The organism is Salegentibacter chungangensis (genome assembly GCF_042678405.1).
Taxonomy (GTDB): domain Bacteria; phylum Bacteroidota; class Bacteroidia; order Flavobacteriales; family Flavobacteriaceae; genus Salegentibacter_A; species Salegentibacter_A chungangensis.
In genome coordinates this window covers 1584459-1607407 of record NZ_JBHTLI010000001.1, presented here as the reverse complement: position 1 = coordinate 1607407, position 22949 = coordinate 1584459, and the positions used below count along the sequence as shown (strand labels likewise).

General features: G+C 43.8%; 22 protein-coding genes. 15 read left to right on the top strand and 7 right to left on the bottom strand.

The window, feature by feature from the left end; all coding sequences use genetic code 11:
* The first annotated feature begins 123 nt into the window (after window positions 1-123).
* Entirely contained in the window at window positions 124-1368 is a 1245-nt protein-coding gene (locus ACFQ3Q_RS07285; protein WP_380744370.1) for a YaiO family outer membrane beta-barrel protein, read from the top strand.
* Here ACFQ3Q_RS07285 and ACFQ3Q_RS07280 read toward each other — a convergent pair.
* The 6 genes from ACFQ3Q_RS07280 to ACFQ3Q_RS07255 form a co-directional block, all read right to left on the bottom strand.
* Complete coding sequence (locus ACFQ3Q_RS07280) at window positions 1365-2816, bottom strand: glycosyltransferase family 2 protein (RefSeq protein WP_380744368.1); 1452 nt, start codon at window positions 2814-2816, stop codon at window positions 1365-1367. The genes ACFQ3Q_RS07285 and ACFQ3Q_RS07280 overlap by 4 nt on opposite strands.
* Entirely contained in the window at window positions 2806-3855 is a 1050-nt protein-coding gene (locus ACFQ3Q_RS07275; protein WP_380744366.1) for a hypothetical protein, read from the bottom strand. The genes ACFQ3Q_RS07280 and ACFQ3Q_RS07275 overlap by 11 nt, the downstream gene beginning before the upstream one ends.
* Window positions 3848-4210, bottom strand: coding sequence for a response regulator (locus ACFQ3Q_RS07270; RefSeq protein WP_380744365.1), 363 nt, complete (start codon window positions 4208-4210; stop codon window positions 3848-3850). Before ACFQ3Q_RS07270 ends, ACFQ3Q_RS07275 begins: the two co-directional genes overlap by 8 nt.
* 148 nt (window positions 4211-4358) lie before the next feature.
* On the bottom strand, window positions 4359-4736 hold the full coding sequence (locus ACFQ3Q_RS07265; RefSeq protein ID WP_380744363.1) for a HEPN domain-containing protein: 378 nt from the start codon (window positions 4734-4736) through the stop codon (window positions 4359-4361).
* 109 nt (window positions 4737-4845) lie between these two features.
* On the bottom strand, window positions 4846-8376 hold the full coding sequence (gene nifJ / locus ACFQ3Q_RS07260; RefSeq protein ID WP_380744361.1) for a pyruvate:ferredoxin (flavodoxin) oxidoreductase: 3531 nt from the start codon (window positions 8374-8376) through the stop codon (window positions 4846-4848).
* Between the two features lie 27 nt (window positions 8377-8403).
* Window positions 8404-8754, bottom strand: a complete 351-nt coding sequence (locus tag ACFQ3Q_RS07255) for a 4Fe-4S binding protein (protein WP_380744359.1) — start codon at window positions 8752-8754, stop codon at window positions 8404-8406.
* Window positions 8755-8975: 221 nt separating this feature from the next.
* Between ACFQ3Q_RS07255 and ACFQ3Q_RS07250 the strand changes: the two genes are divergently transcribed.
* The 14 genes from ACFQ3Q_RS07250 to ACFQ3Q_RS07185 all read left to right on the top strand — a co-directional run bounded on the left by ACFQ3Q_RS07250 (window position 8976) and on the right by ACFQ3Q_RS07185 (window position 22162).
* Entirely contained in the window at window positions 8976-10832 is a 1857-nt protein-coding gene (locus ACFQ3Q_RS07250; protein WP_380744358.1) for a 2-oxoacid:acceptor oxidoreductase subunit alpha, read from the top strand.
* Between the two features lie 2 nt (window positions 10833-10834).
* Window positions 10835-11845: a 2-oxoacid:ferredoxin oxidoreductase subunit beta gene (locus ACFQ3Q_RS07245; protein ID WP_380744356.1), complete on the top strand. Its 1011-nt coding sequence runs from the start codon at window positions 10835-10837 to the stop codon at window positions 11843-11845.
* Between the two features lie 75 nt (window positions 11846-11920).
* Window positions 11921-12271, top strand: coding sequence for an NADH-quinone oxidoreductase subunit A (locus ACFQ3Q_RS07240; protein ID WP_380744354.1), 351 nt, complete (start codon window positions 11921-11923; stop codon window positions 12269-12271).
* Window positions 12262-12822, top strand: a complete 561-nt coding sequence (locus ACFQ3Q_RS07235; RefSeq protein ID WP_380744352.1) for an NADH-quinone oxidoreductase subunit B — start codon at window positions 12262-12264, stop codon at window positions 12820-12822. The genes ACFQ3Q_RS07240 and ACFQ3Q_RS07235 overlap by 10 nt, the downstream gene beginning before the upstream one ends.
* An 11-nt stretch (window positions 12823-12833) precedes the next feature.
* Complete coding sequence (locus ACFQ3Q_RS07230) at window positions 12834-13310, top strand: NADH-quinone oxidoreductase subunit C (RefSeq protein WP_380744350.1); 477 nt, start codon at window positions 12834-12836, stop codon at window positions 13308-13310.
* Between the two features lie 6 nt (window positions 13311-13316).
* Window positions 13317-14438, top strand: coding sequence for an NADH-quinone oxidoreductase subunit D (locus ACFQ3Q_RS07225; RefSeq protein WP_380744349.1), 1122 nt, complete (start codon window positions 13317-13319; stop codon window positions 14436-14438).
* Window positions 14439-14448: 10 nt separating this feature from the next.
* Window positions 14449-15501 carry an NADH-quinone oxidoreductase subunit NuoH gene (gene nuoH / locus ACFQ3Q_RS07220; RefSeq protein WP_380744347.1) on the top strand — a complete coding sequence of 351 codons (1053 nt, stop codon included), beginning with the start codon at window positions 14449-14451 and terminating at the stop codon, window positions 15499-15501.
* Window positions 15502-15506: 5 nt separating this feature from the next.
* Entirely contained in the window at window positions 15507-15983 is a 477-nt protein-coding gene (locus tag ACFQ3Q_RS07215) for a 4Fe-4S dicluster domain-containing protein (protein ID WP_380744346.1), read from the top strand.
* A gap of 4 nt (window positions 15984-15987) precedes the next feature.
* Complete coding sequence (locus ACFQ3Q_RS07210) at window positions 15988-16587, top strand: NADH-quinone oxidoreductase subunit J family protein (RefSeq protein WP_380744344.1); 600 nt, start codon at window positions 15988-15990, stop codon at window positions 16585-16587.
* 52 nt (window positions 16588-16639) lie between these two features.
* Entirely contained in the window at window positions 16640-16957 is a 318-nt protein-coding gene (nuoK, locus tag ACFQ3Q_RS07205; protein WP_380744342.1) for an NADH-quinone oxidoreductase subunit NuoK, read from the top strand.
* Window positions 16958-16969: 12 nt separating this feature from the next.
* Window positions 16970-18889, top strand: coding sequence for an NADH-quinone oxidoreductase subunit L (gene nuoL, locus ACFQ3Q_RS07200; RefSeq protein ID WP_380744341.1), 1920 nt, complete (start codon window positions 16970-16972; stop codon window positions 18887-18889).
* Window positions 18890-18898: 9 nt separating this feature from the next.
* Window positions 18899-20386, top strand: a complete 1488-nt coding sequence (locus tag ACFQ3Q_RS07195) for a complex I subunit 4 family protein (RefSeq protein WP_380744339.1) — start codon at window positions 18899-18901, stop codon at window positions 20384-20386.
* Between the two features lie 18 nt (window positions 20387-20404).
* On the top strand, window positions 20405-21832 hold the full coding sequence (locus ACFQ3Q_RS07190; RefSeq protein ID WP_380744337.1) for an NADH-quinone oxidoreductase subunit N: 1428 nt from the start codon (window positions 20405-20407) through the stop codon (window positions 21830-21832).
* A 6-nt stretch (window positions 21833-21838) separates the two neighbouring features.
* Window positions 21839-22162 (top strand): hypothetical protein, encoded by a 324-nt coding sequence (locus ACFQ3Q_RS07185; protein ID WP_380744335.1) that lies wholly within the window; start codon window positions 21839-21841, stop codon window positions 22160-22162.
* Window positions 22163-22232: 70 nt separating this feature from the next.
* Here the strand turns inward: ACFQ3Q_RS07185 and ACFQ3Q_RS07180 are convergent, their stop codons facing one another.
* Window positions 22233-22913: a haloacid dehalogenase type II gene (locus ACFQ3Q_RS07180; protein WP_380744333.1), complete on the bottom strand. Its 681-nt coding sequence runs from the start codon at window positions 22911-22913 to the stop codon at window positions 22233-22235.
* Window positions 22914-22949: the final 36 nt, after the last annotated feature.

The following is a 22949-nucleotide window of genomic DNA, read 5'->3' as shown; positions in this document are numbered from 1 at the left end:
TAATTCTCCTTTAAAGGACCTGAAATTACAAAATAAACTGCAATCGCCCAGTTCAAAAATTTTATGCTTATTTCCGGCTTCTTTATTTATTCGTTTAAATTTGGTGAAACTTAAAGCCCCGTTATGAGATTTTACCCCCTGCTATTTCTTTTGGCATTTCAGCTAAACCCTTTATCAGCACAGGTAATTGAAGAGACCAATACCGATGAAATCTATGAGGAAGCAGTAGATCTTTATCGAAATGGGGAATTTAATAAAGCCATTAATTATACTCAAAAAGGCCTCGAGCTGGCACCGGGATACCACGATATCAGGGTTCTGCAGATTAGGAATTACTGGGCTTTAAAAAATTATGATCGGGCGGAGAAAGAGTTATTATACCTGATGGAGAATGCGCCGGAATATCCCGGGGTTTTGAAGCTTGTTTACAGGCAAATCTCGTATGAAAAGGGAGATGAAACAATGGAGTTCTTACATTCCGCTTCCAGGGTTTATCCCCGTGACGCTCATTTACAGGCATTAAAGTCGGACTTATTGTTTAAATCCGGAAAGAAGGAACAGGCAAGAGCACTTGCCTTAAAAACTCTGGAGATGAAGCAGGTTTCTTCCGAAGATAAATATTTACTTCAAACGATCTTAAAACGAACCATTAAGGATGAAATTGGTGTTATTTACCAGTACCTTTATTTTAGCGATGAGTACAGCAGGAATGACCCCTGGCACAGCATAAGCGCAGAATATAAGCATAGTTTTAACCGCACAGTGGTATTGGGAAGGGTGAACTACACCGACAGGTCTTATGACAGCGGGAGCCTCTATGAGCTTGAGGCATATCCGGTTTTTAACGACCGGCTTTATGCCTATCTGAATGCCGGAGTTTCAGACGGGAGCATCTTTCCCGATTTCAGAGGAAGCGCTTCTGTTTATTACAATTTTGCCAAAGCCCTGGAAGCCGAAGCCGGAGGACGGCTACTGCATTTTTCTGACAAGGATTTCTTTACCGGGATACTCGGTCTTAGCTTATACACCGGGAACTTCTACCTTAACCTTAGGTCTTTCCTGGGGCCTGAACGTAAAGATGAACTGGTGCAGAACTACCAGTTTAATGTTCGTTATTATTTAAGCACTGCAGATAATTACCTCTTCACAAGGCTGGGTAGCGGAATTTCACCTGACGAACGTACTATTTTCACCCAGGTACAGAACAGGCCCGACCTTAATGTATATTACATCAATGCTGGGATCAATCATACACTAGGGGTGCATCACGTGATACAGCTAACCGGCGGTTATCTCTTTGAGGACATCAATTCAGACCTGAAAGGAAATCAGTTTATTGCCAATATTGCTTATCATTTTCGGTTCTAGTTATCGGAAACATTAAAACCTTTACGCGTCATATCACCCCAACCCGATTTTATTCCGAAGAGCATTTTCCAGTATCCTTTTATTTGTCCGTACACTAAAACCGGATGAAAAAGGAAAGGCTCAAGGTATGCTGCGAGCAAAAGTTCCACTATCTGTTTGGGCTGGGTATAATCATTAAATCTCTTCACATACATAAAGATAGCTGCGGTAGAGAAGATACAACCAAGCAGGTACACAAAAGTAAATAACAGGATGGCGGTAGACCAATTGATCAATCCCAGGATCGTGAAAACAATAATAGCTACAAGGCCGGCAAATTCCACAATAGGTGCTCCAAATTCGAATATCAGCCAGTAAGGGAAATAAATAAAGCCCATATACCGGTATTTAGGATTCAGAAAAACCTTTCTGTGGGAGCTAAGTGTTTCCCATAACCCGCGGGCCCAGCGATCCCGCTGCTTGATAAATATACCATAATCTGAAGGGGCTTCGGTCCAGCACAGCGTTTCCGGCAGGTACACCACTTTATACGGAAGTTTCTGTTCTTCCATATGCATTCTAAGCCTTATACAAAGCTCCAGGTCCTCTCCTACCGTCTTCGCATCAAATCCCCCAACCTCGATCATTCGTTTCCTGGGATACATCCCAAATGCGCCTGACACGAGCAAAAGCCCGTTTACTTCGCTCCAGGCCATTCTTCCCAAGAGAAAAGCCCGCATATATTCCACGACCTGAATGGTAGGCACCAGTTTTTTAGGCAGCCTCAATTCTTTCAGGATCCCGTCCCGGATCAATGAATCGTTTGCAATCCCTATTCCACCTCCACAGGCAACAATTTCCTTGTCATTCTCCTCCAGGTACGGGCGTACCATTTTTAGTAAAGCATCCTGTTCTATGATACAATCGGCATCGGTACACACCACCAGTTCGGTACTTGAAAAATTCACCCCGGCATTAATGGCATCTGCCCTCCCGCCATTGTTCTTGTCAAGAACGGTAAGGTGAGCATATTTTTTATTCCGGCTTTTATAAATATAGTTTACCGATGCCGTAGGAATGGGCTGCGTAATAAAAGTGGCATCTCCCGGCTCCAGTTCAAATTCCCTGATAAGTTTTTCCAGCATATCATCTTTACTCCCGTCATTTACAACGATCAGATCATAATAAGGATACTGGATAGACAACAAGGACTTTACATTCTCAATAATGGTAAGGCCTTCATTATATGCAGGTGCAATAAGGGTCACCGAAGGAATATCTGTAGCACTCACAATATCACTCACCTGCAGAAAATCAGACCTTTTTTTATTGCGGTCGGCAGCGCGTTTTGCAAGAAAGATTCCGGTAAAATAGAAACTTATCAATAAGAGCCCGTAGACAAAAAAACCGAAGTTTAATGCCCAGAACACAAAATCGACCAAAATACCTGGATCCCAATCATTCAGCATATTCAAGAGTTTTTGAATATTGCTCATAATAGAACTCCTGCACAGTCTCTTTGTAACCATTCTCCCATAAGATCTGGGCAGTTTTAAGTTTTATAACATCGTTGGAATCGTGCAGCAGTTTCTTATAGAAAATGAGGTCGATCTCTGAATTGGCCGAAATATAATTAAGTAATTGTCGCTTTTGTGAGGTATTCGGAATCTTTGGAAGAATGTTTTTTATCACCTCAACTTCCGGGTTATTAAGCCTGAAGTTCTGAATACAATAAATCGCAGCCTCCCTAACTTCGTGGTTTTCAGAATCAAGATGCTTCAGGACATAACCTATTTCACTCATAAGCTCATACTTCCTGATAATCCTAATGATCAGTTGGCGGGCAAAATCTTTTTCGGCGCCATAAGACTTACGTAAATAAAAGAGGTTGGGTTCTTTGTAATGGTCGTAAAGCTTTTCAACGATCTTTATCTGTTGCCACAAGGTAACATTTCTCTTCAGGTAAGGAAGAAATCTTAAACTTTCCCAACCCAGAAATACCACCATAGCTATTTGTGCCTCCCTTCTCACGTAGATATTCGGGTGGTTTCGCAGCGGAAAAATTTCCGGCAAGTGTTGGCCCTGATTCATTTCATAAATTTCCCTTATCCCGCTAGCCTTCGCATACCAGCTCTTTTTCTGTAACTTAGTTATAGAAGCTCTGAATGGCGGAATTTGTTTATATAACACCTGGAGCTTGCGGTGATTCTTTCCAAGGATATTTCTCTGCGTCCTAATAAGTAAAAATATAAGGAACTGGACATTGCTTTTTTTACCGGGTTTTATACCGGCAGCCCTGAGTTTACGCTGAATTTCAATAAGATTTATAGGCTTGTTTGGTTCCGGGTAAAGATATCTGCTAACTATATTGGCAAACGTCATTTCAATTTCCTGCAGCTGTTTTCCCCTTTTTCTCCGGTAATAAAGGCTATAGGCAATGCTTCCCCATAGAACAAAAAGTACGGTGAGCGATATCTTTATCACAATTAGGAGTAATTCTTCACTCATAGGCCTCCATCATTGTTTCTATATGCTCAAGATCAAACGGAATCGGAAAGAAGCCGCTCACGCCCTCCATCGCCATAATTTCATCCTGGATGTTCTTCTGTCCCATATTGGTCACAATAACCAGGTTCTTATGAAGGATAATCTCCTGTACCTGCGCCACAAACTCTAAAGGGGCTATGCCTTCGAACAAAATGTCGCAAATAATAAAGTCGAAAGAAGCGGTCTGATCTTCAATATCGAGTTCGTCGAGTGAAGTAATGGCCCTACAGGAATAGCCTCTTGAAAGAATAAGCCTTTCTAGAATTTTAAGCATTATAATATCCTCCTGGATAAGTAAGGCGCTCTTAGTTTCCAAGTAGTTCAGGGTTTAGGGCATCGAAATATAAAAAATATAAACATCTATCGCCCAAATTATTAAGATAAATATGATAATTAAAAAAGCCTGTTCACACCGGTAAACAGGCTTAATTCAGAAAATCGAGATTAAAAAAGAAGCCAAAAAACTAACTAAAGAGTTGTTCTTTTCGCATAAAGGAATTCAAATCGTCAGCCAGTTGGTAGCACTTGCTGACTTTTGGATGATCGCTGCAGTATTTTTTATTGAGATCAAGGGCTTTACAATTAAACCCGGAAAGATCAACTGTTTCAAAATTCTTGTTTACAGCCCGGCATTTCTTATACAAACTATCAACGGTTTTATATCCTGACGGATCGATATCATTCTTCAACAGATAAGCTTTTAAAAAGTTCTCTATTGCAAACTGTGCGTTCTTACACACCAGAAAAGAAACTACATCTTCCTGGGGCCTTTCCAGCTCTTCCTTAGCTTTATCAAGCTTTTTAAGAGCTTCATCTAAAATTCTAATGGCCTTGTTTTCCATAAATCTATATTTAAGAGTTTAAACAATACGCTTTTAGCCAAGTATTCCCTACCAAATTTTTACTTTACGTCTAAAAACGTATTGTTTTTTATTTTTCATCTCCTCTCTTCTACATATCTCTAAATAGTTCCAGTCTTTCCCACTTGGTTTCCACCTCTTCCTGAGCCTGTTTCAACAGAGCCGCTCCGGTTTCTGCACTTTCTTTGGCTACCCTGGTAAAGCGGGTTTCGTTATACATAAACTCCTTAAGAGGAATCTGTGGGGGCTTGGAATCCAGTTTGAATTTCTTGCCTTTAGGTTTTAAAGGATCGAATCTGAACAGTGGCCAGTAACCGGATTCCACTGCTTTCTCTTGCTGGCTGGCTCCGAATTTAAGATCGTAACCGTGTTCACCGCAGTGTGAATAAGCTATAATGATAGAAGGTCCGGGATAAGCTGTGGCTTCTTCAATAGCCTTAAGGGTTTGCAGGTCTTTAGCTCCTATTGCAACCTGTGCCACGTAAACGTTCTGATAAGAAACCGCCTGTAACGCGAGACTTTTCTTAGAAGTTCGTTTTCCTGATACCGCAAATTTAGCACTTGCTCCCAGAGGGGTGGCTTTTGACATTTGCCCTCCGGTATTGGAGTAAACTTCGGTATCCAATACCAGGATATTGATATCCTCTCCCGATGCCAGAACGTGATCTACCCCACCGTAACCTATATCGTAAGCCCAACCGTCACCACCAAGTATCCAAACCGCTTTTTTACGCAGATACTCTGATAGCTCGTTTAGTTTTATGGCTTTTTCATCCTTTATTCCTGAAAGGATCTGCTTAAGCTCCGCTATCTGTCTATGCTTTTCCTTCTTCTGAATTTCATTTTCTTCGGGGTTATTAAGAATAGCATCCACCAGCTCTTTTCCCACATAGCTTTCCAATGATTTCAGCAGGTCTACGGCGATCTCCTGTTTCTTGGTAAGGGCCAGCCTCATCCCGAGGCCAAACTCTGCGTTATCTTCAAACAGGGAGTTTGCCCAGGCAGGACCGTGGCCCATTTCATTTTTCTTATATGGCGTTGTTGGCAGGTTACCTCCGTAAATGGAAGAACATCCTGTAGCATTGGCAATAAGGATACTGTCCCCGTAAAGCTGGGTCAGCATCTTGATATATGGTGTTTCACCACAACCGGAACAGGCTCCCGAGAACTCAAATAAAGGTTCAAGGAATTGAGACCCCTTCACATTGGTAATCTGAAGTTCGGTCCGGTCATAGTAAGGCAGTTTGGTAAAATAATTCCAATTCTGATTTTCTTCTGTGGCCACATCGAGTTTGTTCCTCATATTTATGGCCTTGAAATTCTCTGTCTCTTTGCTTTCAGCAGGACAAACAGCAACACACAGGTCGCATCCGGTACAGTCTTCGGGTGAGACCTGGAGCACATAAGATTCGGTACTGCTGGTAAATGGTCTTCCTTTTGCCGGAACTGCCTTAAGAGAACCGGGAGCATCTGCCAGGTCTTCATTAGGCACAACCTTAGCCCTGATGGCGGCGTGCGGACAAATGGCCACACACTTGTTACACTGGGTACAAAGGTCTTCTCCTTCCCACACAGGAATAAAATCGGCTATACCTCGTTTTTCGTATTGCGTGGTACTGGTAGGGAAGGTACCATCCACAGGGAATGCGCTTACGGGTAACTCATCGCCTTCGCCAGCCAGGATCTTACCTAATACCTCTTTTACGAACGGATCTGCATCTCCTGTCATCATAGGTTTAAAGTCCCTGGTGCTGGTAATTTTTTTAGGGTAATCAACTTTTTGAAGGTATTCAAGAGATTTATCTACCGCGTTAAAGTTCATTTTCACGATCTTATCACCCTTATGCGAATAAGATTTTACGATCGCATCCTTGATCTTCTGGATGGCTTCGTCTTTTGGAAGTACCCCCGAAATTGCAAAGAAACAGGTTTGCAGGACGGTATTGGTCCTTTTGCCCAGTTTCGCGTCGTGTGCCACTTTAGTGGCGTCTACCACATAAAACCGGAGTTCTTTTTCCACGATCTCTTCCTGCATTTTCTGAGGCAGCTCTTCCCATATCTCTTCTTTAGAGAATGGAGAGTTTAACAGGAAAGTTCCGCCGCGTTTGATCTTTTTAAGGATATCATACTTATGGATAAAATTGAACTGATGACAGGCAATGAAATCGGCAGTATTTATAAGGTAACTTGAATAAATGGGCTCCGGGCCAAAGCGCAGGTGTGAGACCGTTTGAGCGCCGGCCTTTTTAGAGTCATAAACAAAATACCCCTGTACGTAATTATCTGTGGTTTCTCCAATGATCTTGATCGAATTCTTGTTGGCACCCACGGTTCCGTCAGATCCCAATCCATAGAACATACAATTGAAGGTGGATTTTTTGGTCTTGAACACCGGGTTGTAAAGCAGGCTCTTAAAGCTTACATCATCATTGATACCTATAGTAAAATGGTTTTTAGGTTTCTCCTTTAAAAGCTCATCAAAGATCCCCTTAACCATAGCCGGATTAAATTCTTTGGAAGAAAGCCCGTAACGCCCACCAATTATTTGTGGCTTAGGCCTGTCGCTTTCACTGAAGGCGGTCACCACATCAAGATATAAAGGTTCCCCGGTACTTCCCGGTTCCTTGGTACGGTCCAGCACCGCAATTTGCCTAACGCTTTCGGGAATTTCATTGATAAAATGGCTGATAGAGAATGGTCTGAAAAGGCGTACCATAAGCACTCCCACTTTCTCGTCAGAATTAAGCAGCGTATCCACTGTTTCCCTTACGGCTCCTTCTCCGGAACCCATTATAATGATCACTCTTTCAGCCTGAGGGTGTCCTATATATTCGAACAACTTATACTTGCGACCGGTATGCTGATAAAATTCGTCCATTACCGACTGAACAATAGCAGGCACTTTTTCATAATGAAGGTTGGCAGCTTCGCGGGCCTGGAAGAAAACATCAGGATTCTGAGAAGTTCCTCGTATTACCGGATTATCGGGATCAAGACTTCGTTTCTTATGAGCCATAATCTTATCTTCAGGCATCATAGCCTTTATCACCTCATCTGGTATCGCATCGATCTTCGAGATCTCGTGGGAGGTTCTGAAGCCATCAAAAATGTTCAGAAAAGGCACACGGGAGCGCAGGGTGGCTACCTGCGAGATCAGGGCGAAGTCCATCGCTTCCTGAACAGATCCTCCAAATAACATGGAAAAACCCGTCTGTCTTGCAGCCATCACATCAGAATGGTCGCCAAAGATAGACAGGGCGTGGGTGGCAATGGTCCTTGCCGCTACGTGAATAACTGTCGGCAGTAATTCCCCGGCTATCTTATACATATTCGGGATCATAAGCAGTAAGCCCTGGGATGCCGTAAATGTGGTGGTTAGAGCACCGGCCTGTAAGGAACCGTGCACGGCACCCGCCGCACCTCCTTCGCTTTGCATTTCCACAATCCTGGGAACATTATTCCAGATATTCTTTTCGCCTTTCGAGCTAAATACGTCTACATGCTCTCCCATTGGAGAAGCCGGAGTAATAGGATAAATAGCACAGACTTCGTTTGTTTTGTGAGCCACTCTTGCAACAGCTTCATTAGCATCGCAAATGAGCTTGGGGAATTTTTCAGCCATTTTGAATCTATTTTATTTTACGTGAGTTTATTCACCATGTAACCAGGCTTTTTTCTCCAGCAATTCTTCTTCAGATTCCCGGTGATTTTCATCAGGCACACAGCAGTCTACAGGACAAACCGAAGCACACTGAGGTTCATCGTGGAATCCCTTGCACTCGGTACACTTGTCGCTCACTATAAAATAGAATTCGTCTGACAGTGGTTCATTTTCGGCATCGGCATCTACTTCTTCCCCCCTTGGGGTGGTCACGCTTCCGCTTAAAGCTGTTTCATCGGAATAAGACCATTCCTGATCGGGTTCATAGATGGCATTGTTTGGACATTCAGAGATACACGCATCACAGTTGATGCACTCGTCGGTGATAATAAGAGACATATCTAAATTGTTTAGTTGAACTTTCAAATAAAATTAGTCAGCAGTACTCGGGATTAATATGACCGTCGTCATATTTCAGTCTTCCTAAAAAATTAATTTCAGGATCTGAACATCAGGCTTATATGACTATGATCATATTTAATACCTAAGAGTAAAATTAAATTTGGTTCAGATACTACAACTATGGGTTGAACCCCACGAGTTCCAAAAAGTCCACTCTTATGATTACACAAGATAAAAACACCCAAGCTGAAGCCCTGGAAGCAGTTGTAATTCGTTTTGTTGGAGACTCCGGAGACGGAATGCAACTAACGGGTACTCAATTTTCAGATACCTCGGCAATGTTTGGGAACGATGTTGCCACTTTCCCCAATTATCCTTCCGAGATCAGGGCTCCCCAGGGAAGCCTTTATGGGGTTTCCGGATTCCAGGTCCATATAGGAAGCGTAGAGGTAAGCACTCCCGGAGACAATGTAGACCTCCTGGTGGCAATGAACCCAGCCGGATTAAAGACCAACCTTTACGCAGTAAAACCGGGCCATACTATTATAGTAGACACCGATTCCTTTACCAAGAAGAACCTGGAAAAGGCTCAATATGAATCTAACCCGCTGGAAGACGGCAGCCTTGAGAATTACAGGGTCGTCCAGGTACAAATGACCTCTCTTACAAAAGAGGCTTTAAAAGAAGTAGAGGGACTGGACAATAAAAGTATTACCCGAAGCAAGAATATGTTTGCTCTGGGGATGGTCTACTGGTTATATAACCGCTCTCCGGAGCATACCATAGAATTCTTCAATAAAAAATTCAAGACCAAACCTCATCTTATAGAAGCCAATACCAAGGTACTGAATGCCGGATACTTCTATGCGGAGACCATAGAACTTATCCCTAATTCCTACAGTATTTCTCCGGCAAAAATGGCCGGCGGTAAATACCGTATAATAATGGGAAATACAGCAACCGCCTGGGGCTTTCTTGCCGCGGCAGAAAAATCGGGGCTGGAACTTTTCTTAGGTTCCTACCCTATCACTCCCGCTACAGATATCCTGCACGAACTGGTAAAGCACAAGCATTTTGGGGTAAAAGCCTTCCAGGCTGAAGACGAGATCGCCGGAATTACTTCGGCAATAGGAGCCTCCTTTGCGGGAGACCTGGCCATAACCACCACTTCAGGACCGGGATTAGCCCTTAAAGGCGAGGCCCTTGGTCTTGCAATGATGGTGGAATTACCTCTTGTAGTAGTGAATGTGCAGCGCGGCGGACCTTCTACAGGATTACCTACCAAAACCGAACAATCTGACCTCTTACAGGCACTTTACGGAAGGAACGGAGAAAGCCCGGTGATCGTGATCGCTGCAAGCACCCCCGCTAACTGCTTCAATTATGCCTACCAGGCCGCTAAACTGGCCCTGGAACATATGACCCCGGTGATACTGCTGACCGATGGATATATCGCAAATGGCTCGGCTCCCTGGAGAATACAGAGCATCAAGGAGATGCCGGAAATTAAAAACCACAGGATGAAAGAAGCCAGGGAAGACTGGCATCCGTATGACAGAGATCCGGAAAGTCTTGCCCGTAACTGGGCAATTCCAGGCACCCCCGGATTGGAACACAGAGTTGGCGGACTTGAAAAAGACCGGGTGACCGGTAATGTTTCCTACGTACCTGAAAACCACGAAATAATGACCTTTACCCGTGCCGAAAAAGTAAAACGGGTAGAGAATTACATTCCCGCAATTATGCCCGAGTTTACCGATACCGGAGATCTTCTTGTGATAGGCTGGGGAGGCACATACGGGGCACTACACACCGCGGTAAAACAACTCTTTGAAGAAGGCCACAGGAATATCGGTTTCGCTCACTTCAACTACATCAATCCTCTTCCCAAAAACACCGAAGAGATGCTGAGAAGGTTTAAAAAGATCGTGGTATGTGAACTCAACAACGGACAGTTCGTAAATGTGTTACGAATGAATTTCAACGGAATAGAATTCCAGCAATTCAACAAAATACAAGGACTTCCTTTTTCAAATTCGGAACTGGTAGAAAAATTTAAAAAACTGGTAAAATAATTATGGAAACAACTGCAACTAAATATACGTACAAAGATTTCGCCAACGACCAGGAGGTGCGATGGTGCCCGGGTTGTGATGACTATGTTATTTTACGATCTGTACAAAAAGCGCTGCCTGAAATGGGAGTGAAGAAGGAAGATGTGGTCTTTATCTCAGGAATTGGCTGTTCTTCCCGCTTCCCGTACTATATGGGAACTTACGGAATGCACGGAATACACGGCCGGGCTCCGGCTATAGCTTCCGGTGTTAAACTCGCTAATCCGGAGCTTAGCGTTTGGGTGATCACCGGTGATGGTGACAGTATGGCCATTGGCGGGAATCACTTTATTCACGTTTTGCGCAGAAATATAGACCTCAACATCATTCTGTTCAACAATGAGATCTACGGTCTTACCAAAGGTCAGTTTAGCCCTACTTCCCTGGTTGGTCAAAAGACCAAATCTTCTCCTTACGGAAACACCCAGCCCCCATTCTCTCCCGGAGAACTGGCCATTGGAGCTCACGGAAGGTTTTTCGCGAGAATATCGGGGAATACCCCTAAGGAAATGACAGATACTTTTATTGAAGCTGAAAAATTCAAAGGTACGTCACTTGTGGAAGTGCTTCAGAACTGCGTGATCTTTAACGATGGCTGTTATTTAAAATACACCGATAAAAATGTTCGTGAAGACCAGCAGCTTTATGTTGAGCACGGTAAACCTATGATCTTCGGAAAAGACCGGAACAAAGGACTGATTCTGAATGGTCTAAAACTAGAGGTAGCCACCATTGGAGAGAACGGGATTACAGAAGAAGATATCCTGGTTCACGATGCCAAAGAAAAAGACCCGACCCTGCACCAGATGCTCGTTAGATTGGAGTACCCTCTGGTAACAGGGATCATAAGAAGTGTTGACGATATCACCCTTGAAGAAAGGGAAAATACACTTACCGAACAGATCAAGGCAAAGTCTGATTTTAAATGTACAGACGACCTTTTCTTTTCCGGTGAAACTTATGAAGTGAAATAGCAGGAATACTGACTTTGATCAGTTCCTGCCTGCCGAAATACTGTTAATTTTATTAACAAATAAAGCCTGAAAAAAATGGGTTCAGAAGCGATAATAGTATTCTTTCTTGCCGGGATAGTTTTAGTAGCCGGCGCGAACTTTCTATCAAAATTAATCTCACCAAAATCTGATAATCCTCAAAAGCGTGAACCCTACGAAAGTGGTATGACCACCATTGGTCCTACCTGGGTACAGTTTAAAGTGGGATATTATCTGTTTGCCATCCTCTTTCTGATCTTCGATGTAGAGGTGGCGTTTTTGGTGCCCTGGGCCGTGGTATTCGGAAAAATTGGAACCGTAGCCCTTTTGGAAATACTCATCTTCCTGGCCATTCTAGGGCTGGGACTGGCTTACGCCTGGAAAAAAGGAGCATTAAAATGGGAGTAAACAACAACAATCAGATTCCTGAAGATTTCCCCGGTAAAGTGTTGCCGGCAGGAAACGGCGCAAATATCGTGGTGACTTCCCTGGACAAGATCATTAACTGGGGGCGTGCCAATTCTCTTTGGTCTCTCTATTTCGGCACGAGTTGTTGTGCCATAGAAATGATGCAGACCGGAGCCGCCCGTCACGATTATTCACGTTTCGGCTTTGAGGTGGCGAGGCCTTCCCCACGGCAGGCCGACCTGATCATAATCGCTGGAACCATCACCAACAAAATGGCACCCGTATTACGCAGGCTTTACGACCAGATGGCCGAACCTAAATACGTGATCGCAATGGGAGCCTGTGCGATCTCCGGCGGTCCCTTCTTCTACAACTCTTATTCGGTTGTAAAGGGAGCAGATCACGTGATCCCGGTAGATGTTTACGTCCCGGGCTGCCCCCCGCGACCCGAAGCACTGCTGGAAGGGATGCTAATGCTTCAGAAAAAAATAAAATCTGAGAACAGGCTTCAGAAAAAGAATCCTGTGGAAGGTTTTGATGAAGGACTTTAATACCGGATGTGATGACCAATCAAGAACTACAAGACCTGATTACCGGCTGGTTTACAAACCCGGAAGCCGTTCAACTGGAATTCAGTGAAGAAGGATCACAATTTCTGAACCTCAGCATTCACCCAGATTATCTCCACGAAACTATGTATTACCTAAAGCTGAACAGGGATACCGGTTTTGATTACCTCTATTGCCTTACCGGCGTGGACTGGGGAAAAGAACTGGAAGTGATCTACCACCTCGAATCTACAGACCACAGGCATAGCCTGGTGGTGAGAGCCAAAACAATTGATCGAGAAGATCCCGAGATCGAATCGGTACAGGATATCTGGCCAACGGCCAATTTCCACGAACGTGAGGTATATGATTTCTTCGGAATAAGGTTCAGAAATCATCCGAATATGAAAAGACTTTTCCTTACGGAAGACTGGGAAGGGTTCCCGCTCCGCAAGGATTATGTAGACGAAGTAAATATGGTTGTTAAATAGAAGGATATGAGCACCACAACAATAAATAACAACTTTAAGTCTGAAGAATACTTCATCAATATGGGGCCTCAGCATCCGGCAACCCACGGGGTGCTCAGACTTTTACTGACCATAGACGGAGAGATCATTAAGAAAGTAGAACCTGACCTGGGATACATTCACCGCTCTATCGAAAAGATGTGCGAAAAGGACAGTTATCAGCAAATAGTTCACCTTACAGACAGGATGGACTATCTCTCCTCCCATATTAACAATGAAGCAGTTTGCCTTGCTGTGGAGAATGCGCTTCAGCTGGAAATCCCGGACCGTGTAAAAGTGATAAGGACCATCCTTGATGAACTTACCCGGATATCATCTCACTGTCTTTGGTGGGGAGTAATGGGAATGGATGTGGGAGCCCTTACCACTTACTTCTATGGATTCAGGGATAGAGAAATGATCAACGATATTTTTGAGGAGACCTGCGGAGCCCGGCTCACAATGAATTACAATATTCCCGGAGGCCTGATGCAGGACATACATCCCAATTTTGTAAAAAGAGTAAAAGAGTTTATCGCCCACTTTAAAACAAAATTACCCGAATACGACCGCCTTTTAACAGGAAATGTAATCTTCCAGAAGAGAACCATAGGTGTTGGAGTGTTAACAAAAGAGGATGCTATTTCCTATGGAGCATCCGGTCCTGTTGGGCGGGCGTCGGGTTATTCCTGCGATGTAAGAAAACACCATCCTTACAGTGCGCTGGACAGGGTGAACTTCAACGAAGTTCTTGCTATGGAAGGTGATTCATTTGCCCGTTACCAGGTAAGGATCCAGGAAATGTGGGAGTCCATTTCCATCATAGAACAATTGATAGATAATATTCCTGAAGGTGATTTTAAAGTTCCCACCAATGCGGTGATCAAACTTCCCAAAGGCGAATATTACCAAAAAGTAGAAACTGCAAGAGGAGAACTTGGAGTGTTTATTATAAGTACCGGAACCAAGAACCCCTACAGGCTGAAGTTCCGCTCCCCGGGATTATCGAATTTGTCCCTGCTCAATCATATTGCCGTAGGTGGCAAGATTGGAGACCTGGTAGCCACTATGGCAACCATAGACATTGTTGTACCTGATATTGACCGCTAAATTATGTGTTATGAATACAGTCCTCAACATAAACAATCTTTTTCTAAGCCTGATCCCTGCTGAGATCACCGGGGTCACTAAAATGGTTATGATCGCTCTTATCTACCTTGGCATCTTTGCCGTACTCGGCCTTTACCTGGTATTACTGGAAAGAAAAGTAGCCGCCTGGTTCCAGTTACGAATGGGACCTAACCGGGTAGGTTACCGCGGATTGCTGCAAACAATGGCTGATGCTCTTAAGCTTCTTTCCAAGGAGCTTACAGGTACGGTAAAAGCCGATAAGTTTCTCTACAACCTTGCTCCATATTTTGTGATCGTGACTTCGCTGATGGCTTTAGGAATATTCCCGTTCACCAAAAACCTTCAGGCCTACGACCTCAATATCGGCCTCTTCTTTCTAATTGCCATCTCTTCCATTGGCGTAATAGGGGTCCTTCTTGGAGGCTGGAGCAGTAATAACAAGTTTTCCCTGATTGGCGCAATGCGAAGCGGGGTACAAACAATAAGCTATGAACTCTCAGTAGGACTATCACTGTTAACGATGGTCCTGCTTACAGGAACCCTTCAGCTTTCAGAGATCGTTGAAGTCCAAAAAGACGGATGGCTGATTGCCCAGGGGCATATCCCGGCAATAATTGCTTTTATGGTTTATATGATAGCCGGTACCGCTGAAACCAATCGCGCCCCCTTCGATATGGTTGAAGCAGAATCTGAATTAGGTGCCGGCTTCCACACTGAATATTCGGGGATGAAATTCGCATATTTCTTCCTTGCCGAGTTCATTAATATGTTCATCATCGCAGCAATAGGAACCACCGTATTCTTTGGCGGCTGGCTTTCCCCTTTCGGAATAACCGAATCTCTTCCGTGGCTGGGTGTCTTCTGGTTCCTGCTTAAAACCTTTTTACTGGTATTCCTGATGATGTGGTTTCGATGGACCTTCCCCAGGCTAAGAGTAGATCAGCTCCTAACCCTGGAATGGAAATACCTGCTCCCCATAAACCTGGTGAACATAGTGATTATGGCAGTGATCGTTTGGCTAAACCTTAGTATTCAATTTTAGAAATTATGAGTTATCTCTCTGATATATATAACGGAATCAAGACCCTGCTCACAGGAATGAGCGTTACCGGGAAATATTTCCTGAATTCCCAAAAAGGTGCCATAACCCAGCAATATCCTGAGAATCGCGAGAGTCTTAAAATGTTCGAACGCTTTCGCGGAGAGGTGGTAATGCCTCACGATGAGAACAATGAGCATAGTTGTACCGGTTGCCAGAAATGTGAACTGGCCTGCCCAAACGGAAGTATAGAGATTATCTGGGACAGGGTGATAGATGATGATACCGGAAAGAAGAAAAAGATCATAGACCAGCATATCTACCATTTTGGAATGTGTACCCAGTGCGGGCTGTGCGTGGATGCCTGCCCCAGTGATGCCATAAAGTGGGCCCAGAATTTCGAAAATTCAGTCTATGACAGGACAAAACTTACCAGAGTTTTAAACAAACCAGGTTCTAAGGTTAGAGCCGGTGTAGAAGAATAAGCATATGGAAAGAATAATATTTTATCTCCTTGCAGCAATAATGATCGTTTTTGCAATTGCTTCGGTAAGCAGTCGCAAAATGCTGAGATCGGTGATCTATCTGCTATTCGTTTTAATAGGAATTGCGGGAGTTTATTTTCTGGCAGACTATAATTTCCTTGCAGCCATTCAGCTAACGGTTTACGCAGGAGGGATCGTCGTTTTGATGATATTCTCGGTACTTCTTGTTCACCATATAGAAATGGAACTGGAAACTGCCCGTCCCTTAAGAAAACTAATGAGTGCTCTTCTTTGCCTGGCAGGACTGGCTATATTCCTTACTACCATCTATTCTTATGATTTTAATACTTCTGCAGTTGCAACCACAACAACCACAGCCCAGATTGGTGAAAAACTGCTGAGCTATGGTCCCGGAGGATTTATCCTGCCTTTTGAAGTAATAAGTGTATTACTTCTGGCGGCAATGATCGGGGCTATAGTGGTAGCCCGGGGAAAAGACAAACCCTGGAGCAAGCCTGAAGTCAAAAAACCAAAGCTCAATGAAGAAATAAAAATTTCTGAACCAACCAGAGAGGAGATCCTTGAAGAAGAGATCCCTCTGTAATAGAATTAAAATGATTTAAAACTATGTCTTAGGACTACTAATAATTAAAAATATGATTCCAGGAATAAGCTTACACGAAATTCTGGCCGTAACATCGGTCCTTTTCTTCATTGGGGTATATGGTTTTATAACCCGAAAGAACCTCATTTCTGTCCTGATCTCGGTAGAACTTATCCTTAACTCTACCGTGGTTAATTTCGTGGTGATCAATAAGTACCTGTATCCCGATATCCTGGAAGGGATGATATTCGCGATTTTCATAATTGCAGTTGCTGCGGCTGAAACAGCCCTGGCAGTTGCCATTATAATCAACCTGTACCGAAAAACAAGCTCTGTAGACATAAAGGAAACCGAAACGATGAAGTATTAAATCTGAGAAACTATGAGCCTAAATTATATCTTCTTGATCCCTGTAGTTCCGCTGATCGTTTTTCTGGTTCTCGGGATCTTCAGCCAAAAAATAAAAGCCGGAATATCAGGTTATATCGGGGTTCTGGGTATCGCTGTTTCCACCCTCCTGTCCTATTTTGCGGCTTGGAAGTACTTTATGGTTGAGGGAAAACTGAACGGGATCTACCAGACCTTTACCGAAAAGACCGTCTGGATTCATTTCACCGAAAACCTGCATATAGATATGGGGATTCTTATAGATCCCATCTCAGTTATGATGCTGGTTGTTGTATCCACCGTTTCTTTAATGGTAAACATCTACAGCAGGGGTTATATGAAAGGGGATGATGGCTATACAAGATTCTTCGCCTATCTGTCTTTGTTTACCTTCTCTATGTATGGACTGGTACTTGCCACCAACCTGTTCCAGATCTATATCTTCTGGGAACTGGTAGGAGTGTCGTCTTTTCTGTTGATAGGTTACTATTACACCAAAACCTCAGCTATTGCAGCGGCCAAGAAAGCCTTCATCGTTACCAGGTTTGCCGATTTCGGATTTCTGATAGGTATATTCATCGTTGGATATTATACCAATACCTTCGATTTTCAGGCTTTAAATGATCCAGAAGGCAGTATTCTGGCCAGCTGGGCTTCCACTTCCTTTATGGGATTATCGGTACTGGCCTGGGCTCTGATCCTCATATTTATGGGTGGCGCCGGAAAATCGGCTATGTTCCCGCTTCATATCTGGCTTCCCGATGCAATGGAAGGACCAACCCCTGTTTCGGCACTTATACACGCCGCTACGATGGTAGTTGCCGGGGTATATCTGGTAGCCCGTTTATTCCCGATGTTCTACATTGTCGAGGACGGATTTGTCCTGGATATCGTGGCCTATGTCGGGGCTTTTTCTGCCCTGTTCGCAGCGATCATTGCGATCACTCAAACAGATATTAAAAGAGTACTGGCGTTCTCTACAATGTCTCAATTGGGTTATATGATGATGGCCCTGGGATTATCCGGCTACAGCGGGCACGAAGGAGTTGGCTTTATGGCTTCTATGTTCCACCTCTTCACCCACGCAATGTTCAAAGCCCTCTTATTCCTTGGTGCAGGTTCTGTGATCCACGCTGTGCATAGTAATCTTTTAAAAGATATGGGCGGATTAAGGAAATATATGCCTGTTACCAATATCACTTTCTTAATTGCTGCTTTAGCCATAGCAGGCGTTCCGCCTTTGGCAGGTTTCTGGAGTAAGGACGAGATCCTTGTGGCAGCTTATGAGAACAACCAGTTCCTTTACTTTATTGGAGTTTTTGTAGCCGGACTTACCGCCTTCTATATCTTCAGGATTTACTTCGGAATTTTTTGGGGAAAAGATACCAGCTACAAACATCCTCCTCACGAATCGCCGGCTTCTATGAGCATTCCTCTAATCATTCTTGCATTTTTAAGCGTGGTTGCCGGGTTAGTTCCATTCAGTGAATTCATTTCAGCCGATAAAGCAGGTTTTGAAACCCATATAGATCTTCTTCTTGCAGTTATAGCTACAGGAGCGGGTGCTATAGGTATACTGATGGCCTGGATGTTCTATAAGAAAGAAAATGACCTGGCATCAAGATTTGCCAATGCATTTGGGGTATTTTACAAATGGACCAGCAGAAAATTTTATTTCGATGAGATCTACCTGTTTATGGCCAGAACCATATTCTTCAAAAACGTAGCTGCTCCCATTGCCCGGTTCGATAAGAAATTTGTAGACGGGACTATGGAAGGAATTGGCAACAAAACAGTGGTCATCTCGGAAAAGATAAAAGGCATACAATCCGGAAAACTTCAGGACTATGCCTTCGGCCTCATTGCGGGCTTTGTAGTGATCGCTTTCGTGTTTATTTATTTATGGACTAACTAATTGAGTATTATGGATATCTTATCACTTTTCGTTATAGTTCCTGTACTGGTGATCCTGGCTTTGGTCTTTTCAAAAGGCCTGAAACAAGCCCGGATGATAGCTATGTGCGGTGGAATCATCCAGCTGGGAATGGCCCTGAACCTCATTTTCGCCTATATAAAGGAAAGAGAGGTGAATAAGGAAATTATGTTATTTACCCGTGACCTGCCCTGGTTTGAACAACTTAACATCCATTACAGCATAGGTGTGGACGGGATTTCGGTGGCCCTTATCACCCTGACTTCCATAGTTGTCCTTGCCGGGGTTTTTATCTCCTGGAAAATAGCAAATCTTCCCAGGGAGTTCTTCGTTTCCCTTATCGTACTTTCAACTGGGGTATATGGTTTCTTTATCTCCCTGGACCTGTTTACGATGTTCGTTTTTTATGAAATAGCGGTGATCCCAATGTACCTGCTTATTGGCATATGGGGTTCAGGTCCTAAGGAATACTCGGCAATGAAACTTACCCTGATGCTGATGGGTGCCTCTGCCGTACTTCTTGTTGGTATCCTGGGAATCTATTTCAATTCAAATGCCGATGGCGGAGCCTTAACTTTCAACATCCTGGAGATCGCAAAGGTGAACATTCCTTTTGAAGCCCAGAAACTGTTCTTCCCAATGACATTTATAGGATTTGCAGTATTGGGGGCCCTGTTCCCTTTCCACACCTGGTCGCCCGATGGACACGCCTCTGCTCCTACCGCCGTGTCTATGCTGCACGCCGGTGTATTGATGAAACTTGGTGGTTACGGTATCTTCAGGGTTGCAATGTATTTGCTCCCCGAAGGAGCCCTGGAATGGTCCTGGTTCTTTATAATTCTCTCAGCTATCGGGGTGATCTACGGAGCCTTTGCTGCCTTAAGACAAACCGACCTGAAATATATAAACGCCTATGCTTCGGTTAGCCACCTGGGGATGGTAAGTTTTGCGCTTTTGATGCTGAACAAAACTGCCTGGAACGGGGCAATTTTACAATCCCTCTCACACGGATTTATGACTGCTCTCTTCTTCGCCCTTATTGGGATGATCTATGGCAGAACACATACCAGGGATATCACCAAGCTGGGAGGACTGCTTAAAGTTATTCCGTTTATCTCGGTGATCTATGTGATCGCCGGCCTGGCGCTTCTTGGGCTCCCCGGCTTCAGTGGATTTGTAGCCGAAATGAACATCTTTATGGGAGCCTTTCTTCACGATGATATGTTCTATCGGGTAGTTACCATTGTTTCGATTTCAGCGATCGTGGTCACAGCGGTCTATGTATTAAGAGTGGTGGGAATAATGCTAATGGGGCCGGTAAAGAATGAAGCATATCTCAACCTGCCCAAAGCCACCTGGTATGAAAAAACGGGAGTTCTGTTACTGCTTATTCCCATAATCGGGATAGGGGTAGCTCCACTCTGGTTGAGCAATATGATCCTGGAAAGCCTTGAACCGTTTATTCAGGGAGTATTATAATATTAAACTTGTACTGAAATGGATTTAAATAGTTTTTTCCTGATGCGCCACGAAATGATCCTGCTGGGAATCATACTCCTCCTGATAGTTGCAGAAATCATCGTTGCTGACAATAAAAAGAGCAGCATTGTAAACCTGGCCTTGTTCCTGTTCGGTATTCATACCCTTGCAGGTTTCTTTCCCCTGCCGGAAAACAGCCTCTTTGGCGGAATGTTTAGAAGCAATAACCTTATCCACTTCTTCAAGAGCGTGCTTAATTTAGGTGTTTTCATTCTGTTGCTTCAGGCGGCCGACTGGATAAAAGAAAAGGTGGTCAGGAATGGCCGAAGTACAGAATTCTTTATTCTTCTGTTTGCTTCTTTGCTGGGTATGTATTTTATGATCTCGGCCGGTGACTTCCTGATGTTCTATATTGGGCTCGAACTTTCTACCTTACCCGTTGCTGCACTGGCTGCTTTTGAAATTATGCAAAGAAAATCGAGTGAAGCGGGAATTAAACTTATACTTTCTGCCGCGCTTGCCTCGGGGGTTTCACTTTTTGGGATATCTATGCTATATGCGACCACCGGGTCAATATATTTTGATCAGATCATTCTGGGTTTAACCGAAACGAATTTGAGTATCCTGGGCTTCGTCCTCTTCTTTACCGGACTGGCATTCAAGATCTCACTGGTTCCTTTCCATTTCTGGACCGCAGATGTTTATGAGGGAGCTCCAATAAGCATCGCCTCCTACCTCTCTGTAATTTCCAAGGGGGCTGCGGTATTCATTTTAATGATCTTATTGTTCAGCGTTCTAAAGCCTCTTATGCATATCTGGGAGAACCTGATCTATGGAATAGCGCTGGCGACCATGTTCACCGGAAACCTGTTTGCGCTGCGCCAGCAAAATATGAAACGTTTCCTGGCTTTCTCTTCGATTGCGCAGGCTGGTTTTATCCTGTTAGGCCTGATCACGGGCACTCAGTTGGGAACTACAACAGTGGTTTATTTCGTGTTGATCTACATCTTTTCCAACCTTGCCGCATTTGGAGTGGTACAGGCTATTTCATTAAAAACCGGAAAAGAGAATATGAGCGATTATGAAGGTCTTTACCGAACCAATCCAAAATTAAGCCTGGTGATGATGCTAGCCCTATTCTCTCTTGCTGGTATTCCTCCCGTGGCCGGATTCTTCGGAAAATTCTTCCTTTTTACCGCTGCGGCCAGTAAAGGCTATTATCTGCTGGTATTCCTTGCGGTAGTGAATGTGACCATCTCCCTGTATTATTACCTGCTGGTGATCAGGGCGATATTCTTAAGAAAAGGAACAGACCCTATTCCCTTCTTTAAGAACAAACTTTATATGAGACTGGGCCTGATCATAACTGTCTTGGGAATATTGATATTAGGACTTTACAGTCCGCTTTACGACTATATTTATCAACTAAGCGCTGCTTTTAAATAAGGAATTATGGCAATAGAAGGAAGACACAGCTTTGGAAGCATTGGAGACACAAGAGTCACTTTTGTAGAAAAGAAAATAGATGAAACCCGTAAAGATTTCCTGAAAGATCTGCTTGAGCATAACGGTTTTGAAGTGATCATAGAAGAAGAAAAGCGTAAAAGCGAGGAAGATCCTCAGCTTTATACCGTTGCCGTTACTGATATGGTTTTTAATCCTGTGATCTGGATCTATGAACGAAAATTAAGGACTTTTGACGGGCATAAAGTAACCGCTGATTACTGGAATCAGAAAAGTGAAGATACCCCTCCACAATATTGGCAAAAAATTTAGGTTTTCTCTTAGGACGGATCCTGTTCATTCAGGTGATTAAGCCTTGCTGGTTTTACTGCGCAGGGCTTTTTTATGCTTTCCGATCAATTAACATCTCCGCCAGTTCCAGGCAGGAGGCGGCAAGAAGATCGGCTTTTCCTGCAAGGGGATATTCGCTTTTTCCTACACGTTTTATAAAAGCGGTCTGCATCCCGTTTCTTTTTGCTCCGGTAATATCCCAGCCGTGGGCAGCCACCATCATCGCTTTTTCTCTACTTATGCCTGTTTTCTGCAACACATAATTATAAGGCCCGGGATGGGGTTTATATTTTCCTGCTTCTTCAACACTTAGGGTCTCTTCAAAATGCATATCAATTTCAGCAAATTTCAGCTGTGCTTCGGCAACATCGGGCTTTCCGTTGGTGAGTGCGATCATCCTGAAACCTGAATCTTTCAACATCTTTAAAGCTGCAGGAACTTCAGGATGAGGCGGTAGCTCCTTAACGAGCGAAAGCACCGACTTCAGTTCGGACTCAGAAACCTCAGCTCCGAATTTTTCGGCGGTCATTTCCAAGGTGGCCAAGGCGATACTGGAGAAATCGTTATAATTTTCGGTTATGCTCTCTACCAGGGAATATTGCAGCAGTGTGGGAAACCAGACTTCAAAAGCAAGCTCATTACCAAATGCCCTGTTGACGGCATCTTTCAACGGCGACATATCCAAAAGGGTCTCGTTAACATCAAAGATCAGCAACTCAGGTTTAGGCTTCATAGGCAATTATATTATTTCTTAAAGTAAACAATTATT

What these genes read in the sequence shown, in the direction of transcription:
- ACFQ3Q_RS07285 (WP_380744370.1), top strand. Translation starts at nt 124, where the DNA reads ATGAGATTTTACCCCCTGCTATTTCTTTTGGCATTTCAGCTAAACCCT.
- ACFQ3Q_RS07280 (WP_380744368.1), bottom strand. Translation starts at nt 2,816, where the DNA reads ATGCTGAATGATTGGGATCCAGGTATTTTGGTCGATTTTGTGTTCTGG.
- ACFQ3Q_RS07275 (WP_380744366.1), bottom strand. Translation starts at nt 3,855, where the DNA reads ATGAGTGAAGAATTACTCCTAATTGTGATAAAGATATCGCTCACCGTA.
- ACFQ3Q_RS07265 (WP_380744363.1), bottom strand. Translation starts at nt 4,736, where the DNA reads ATGGAAAACAAGGCCATTAGAATTTTAGATGAAGCTCTTAAAAAGCTT.
- nifJ (WP_380744361.1), bottom strand. Translation starts at nt 8,376, where the DNA reads ATGGCTGAAAAATTCCCCAAGCTCATTTGCGATGCTAATGAAGCTGTT.
- ACFQ3Q_RS07255 (WP_380744359.1), bottom strand. Translation starts at nt 8,754, where the DNA reads ATGTCTCTTATTATCACCGACGAGTGCATCAACTGTGATGCGTGTATC.
- ACFQ3Q_RS07250 (WP_380744358.1), top strand. Translation starts at nt 8,976, where the DNA reads ATGATTACACAAGATAAAAACACCCAAGCTGAAGCCCTGGAAGCAGTT.
- ACFQ3Q_RS07245 (WP_380744356.1), top strand. Translation starts at nt 10,835, where the DNA reads ATGGAAACAACTGCAACTAAATATACGTACAAAGATTTCGCCAACGAC.
- ACFQ3Q_RS07240 (WP_380744354.1), top strand. Translation starts at nt 11,921, where the DNA reads ATGGGTTCAGAAGCGATAATAGTATTCTTTCTTGCCGGGATAGTTTTA.
- ACFQ3Q_RS07235 (WP_380744352.1), top strand. Translation starts at nt 12,262, where the DNA reads ATGGGAGTAAACAACAACAATCAGATTCCTGAAGATTTCCCCGGTAAA.
- ACFQ3Q_RS07230 (WP_380744350.1), top strand. Translation starts at nt 12,834, where the DNA reads ATGACCAATCAAGAACTACAAGACCTGATTACCGGCTGGTTTACAAAC.
- ACFQ3Q_RS07225 (WP_380744349.1), top strand. Translation starts at nt 13,317, where the DNA reads ATGAGCACCACAACAATAAATAACAACTTTAAGTCTGAAGAATACTTC.
- nuoH (WP_380744347.1), top strand. Translation starts at nt 14,449, where the DNA reads ATGAATACAGTCCTCAACATAAACAATCTTTTTCTAAGCCTGATCCCT.
- ACFQ3Q_RS07215 (WP_380744346.1), top strand. Translation starts at nt 15,507, where the DNA reads ATGAGTTATCTCTCTGATATATATAACGGAATCAAGACCCTGCTCACA.
- ACFQ3Q_RS07210 (WP_380744344.1), top strand. Translation starts at nt 15,988, where the DNA reads ATGGAAAGAATAATATTTTATCTCCTTGCAGCAATAATGATCGTTTTT.
- nuoK (WP_380744342.1), top strand. Translation starts at nt 16,640, where the DNA reads ATGATTCCAGGAATAAGCTTACACGAAATTCTGGCCGTAACATCGGTC.
- nuoL (WP_380744341.1), top strand. Translation starts at nt 16,970, where the DNA reads ATGAGCCTAAATTATATCTTCTTGATCCCTGTAGTTCCGCTGATCGTT.
- ACFQ3Q_RS07195 (WP_380744339.1), top strand. Translation starts at nt 18,899, where the DNA reads ATGGATATCTTATCACTTTTCGTTATAGTTCCTGTACTGGTGATCCTG.
- ACFQ3Q_RS07190 (WP_380744337.1), top strand. Translation starts at nt 20,405, where the DNA reads ATGGATTTAAATAGTTTTTTCCTGATGCGCCACGAAATGATCCTGCTG.
- ACFQ3Q_RS07185 (WP_380744335.1), top strand. Translation starts at nt 21,839, where the DNA reads ATGGCAATAGAAGGAAGACACAGCTTTGGAAGCATTGGAGACACAAGA.
- ACFQ3Q_RS07180 (WP_380744333.1), bottom strand. Translation starts at nt 22,913, where the DNA reads ATGAAGCCTAAACCTGAGTTGCTGATCTTTGATGTTAACGAGACCCTT.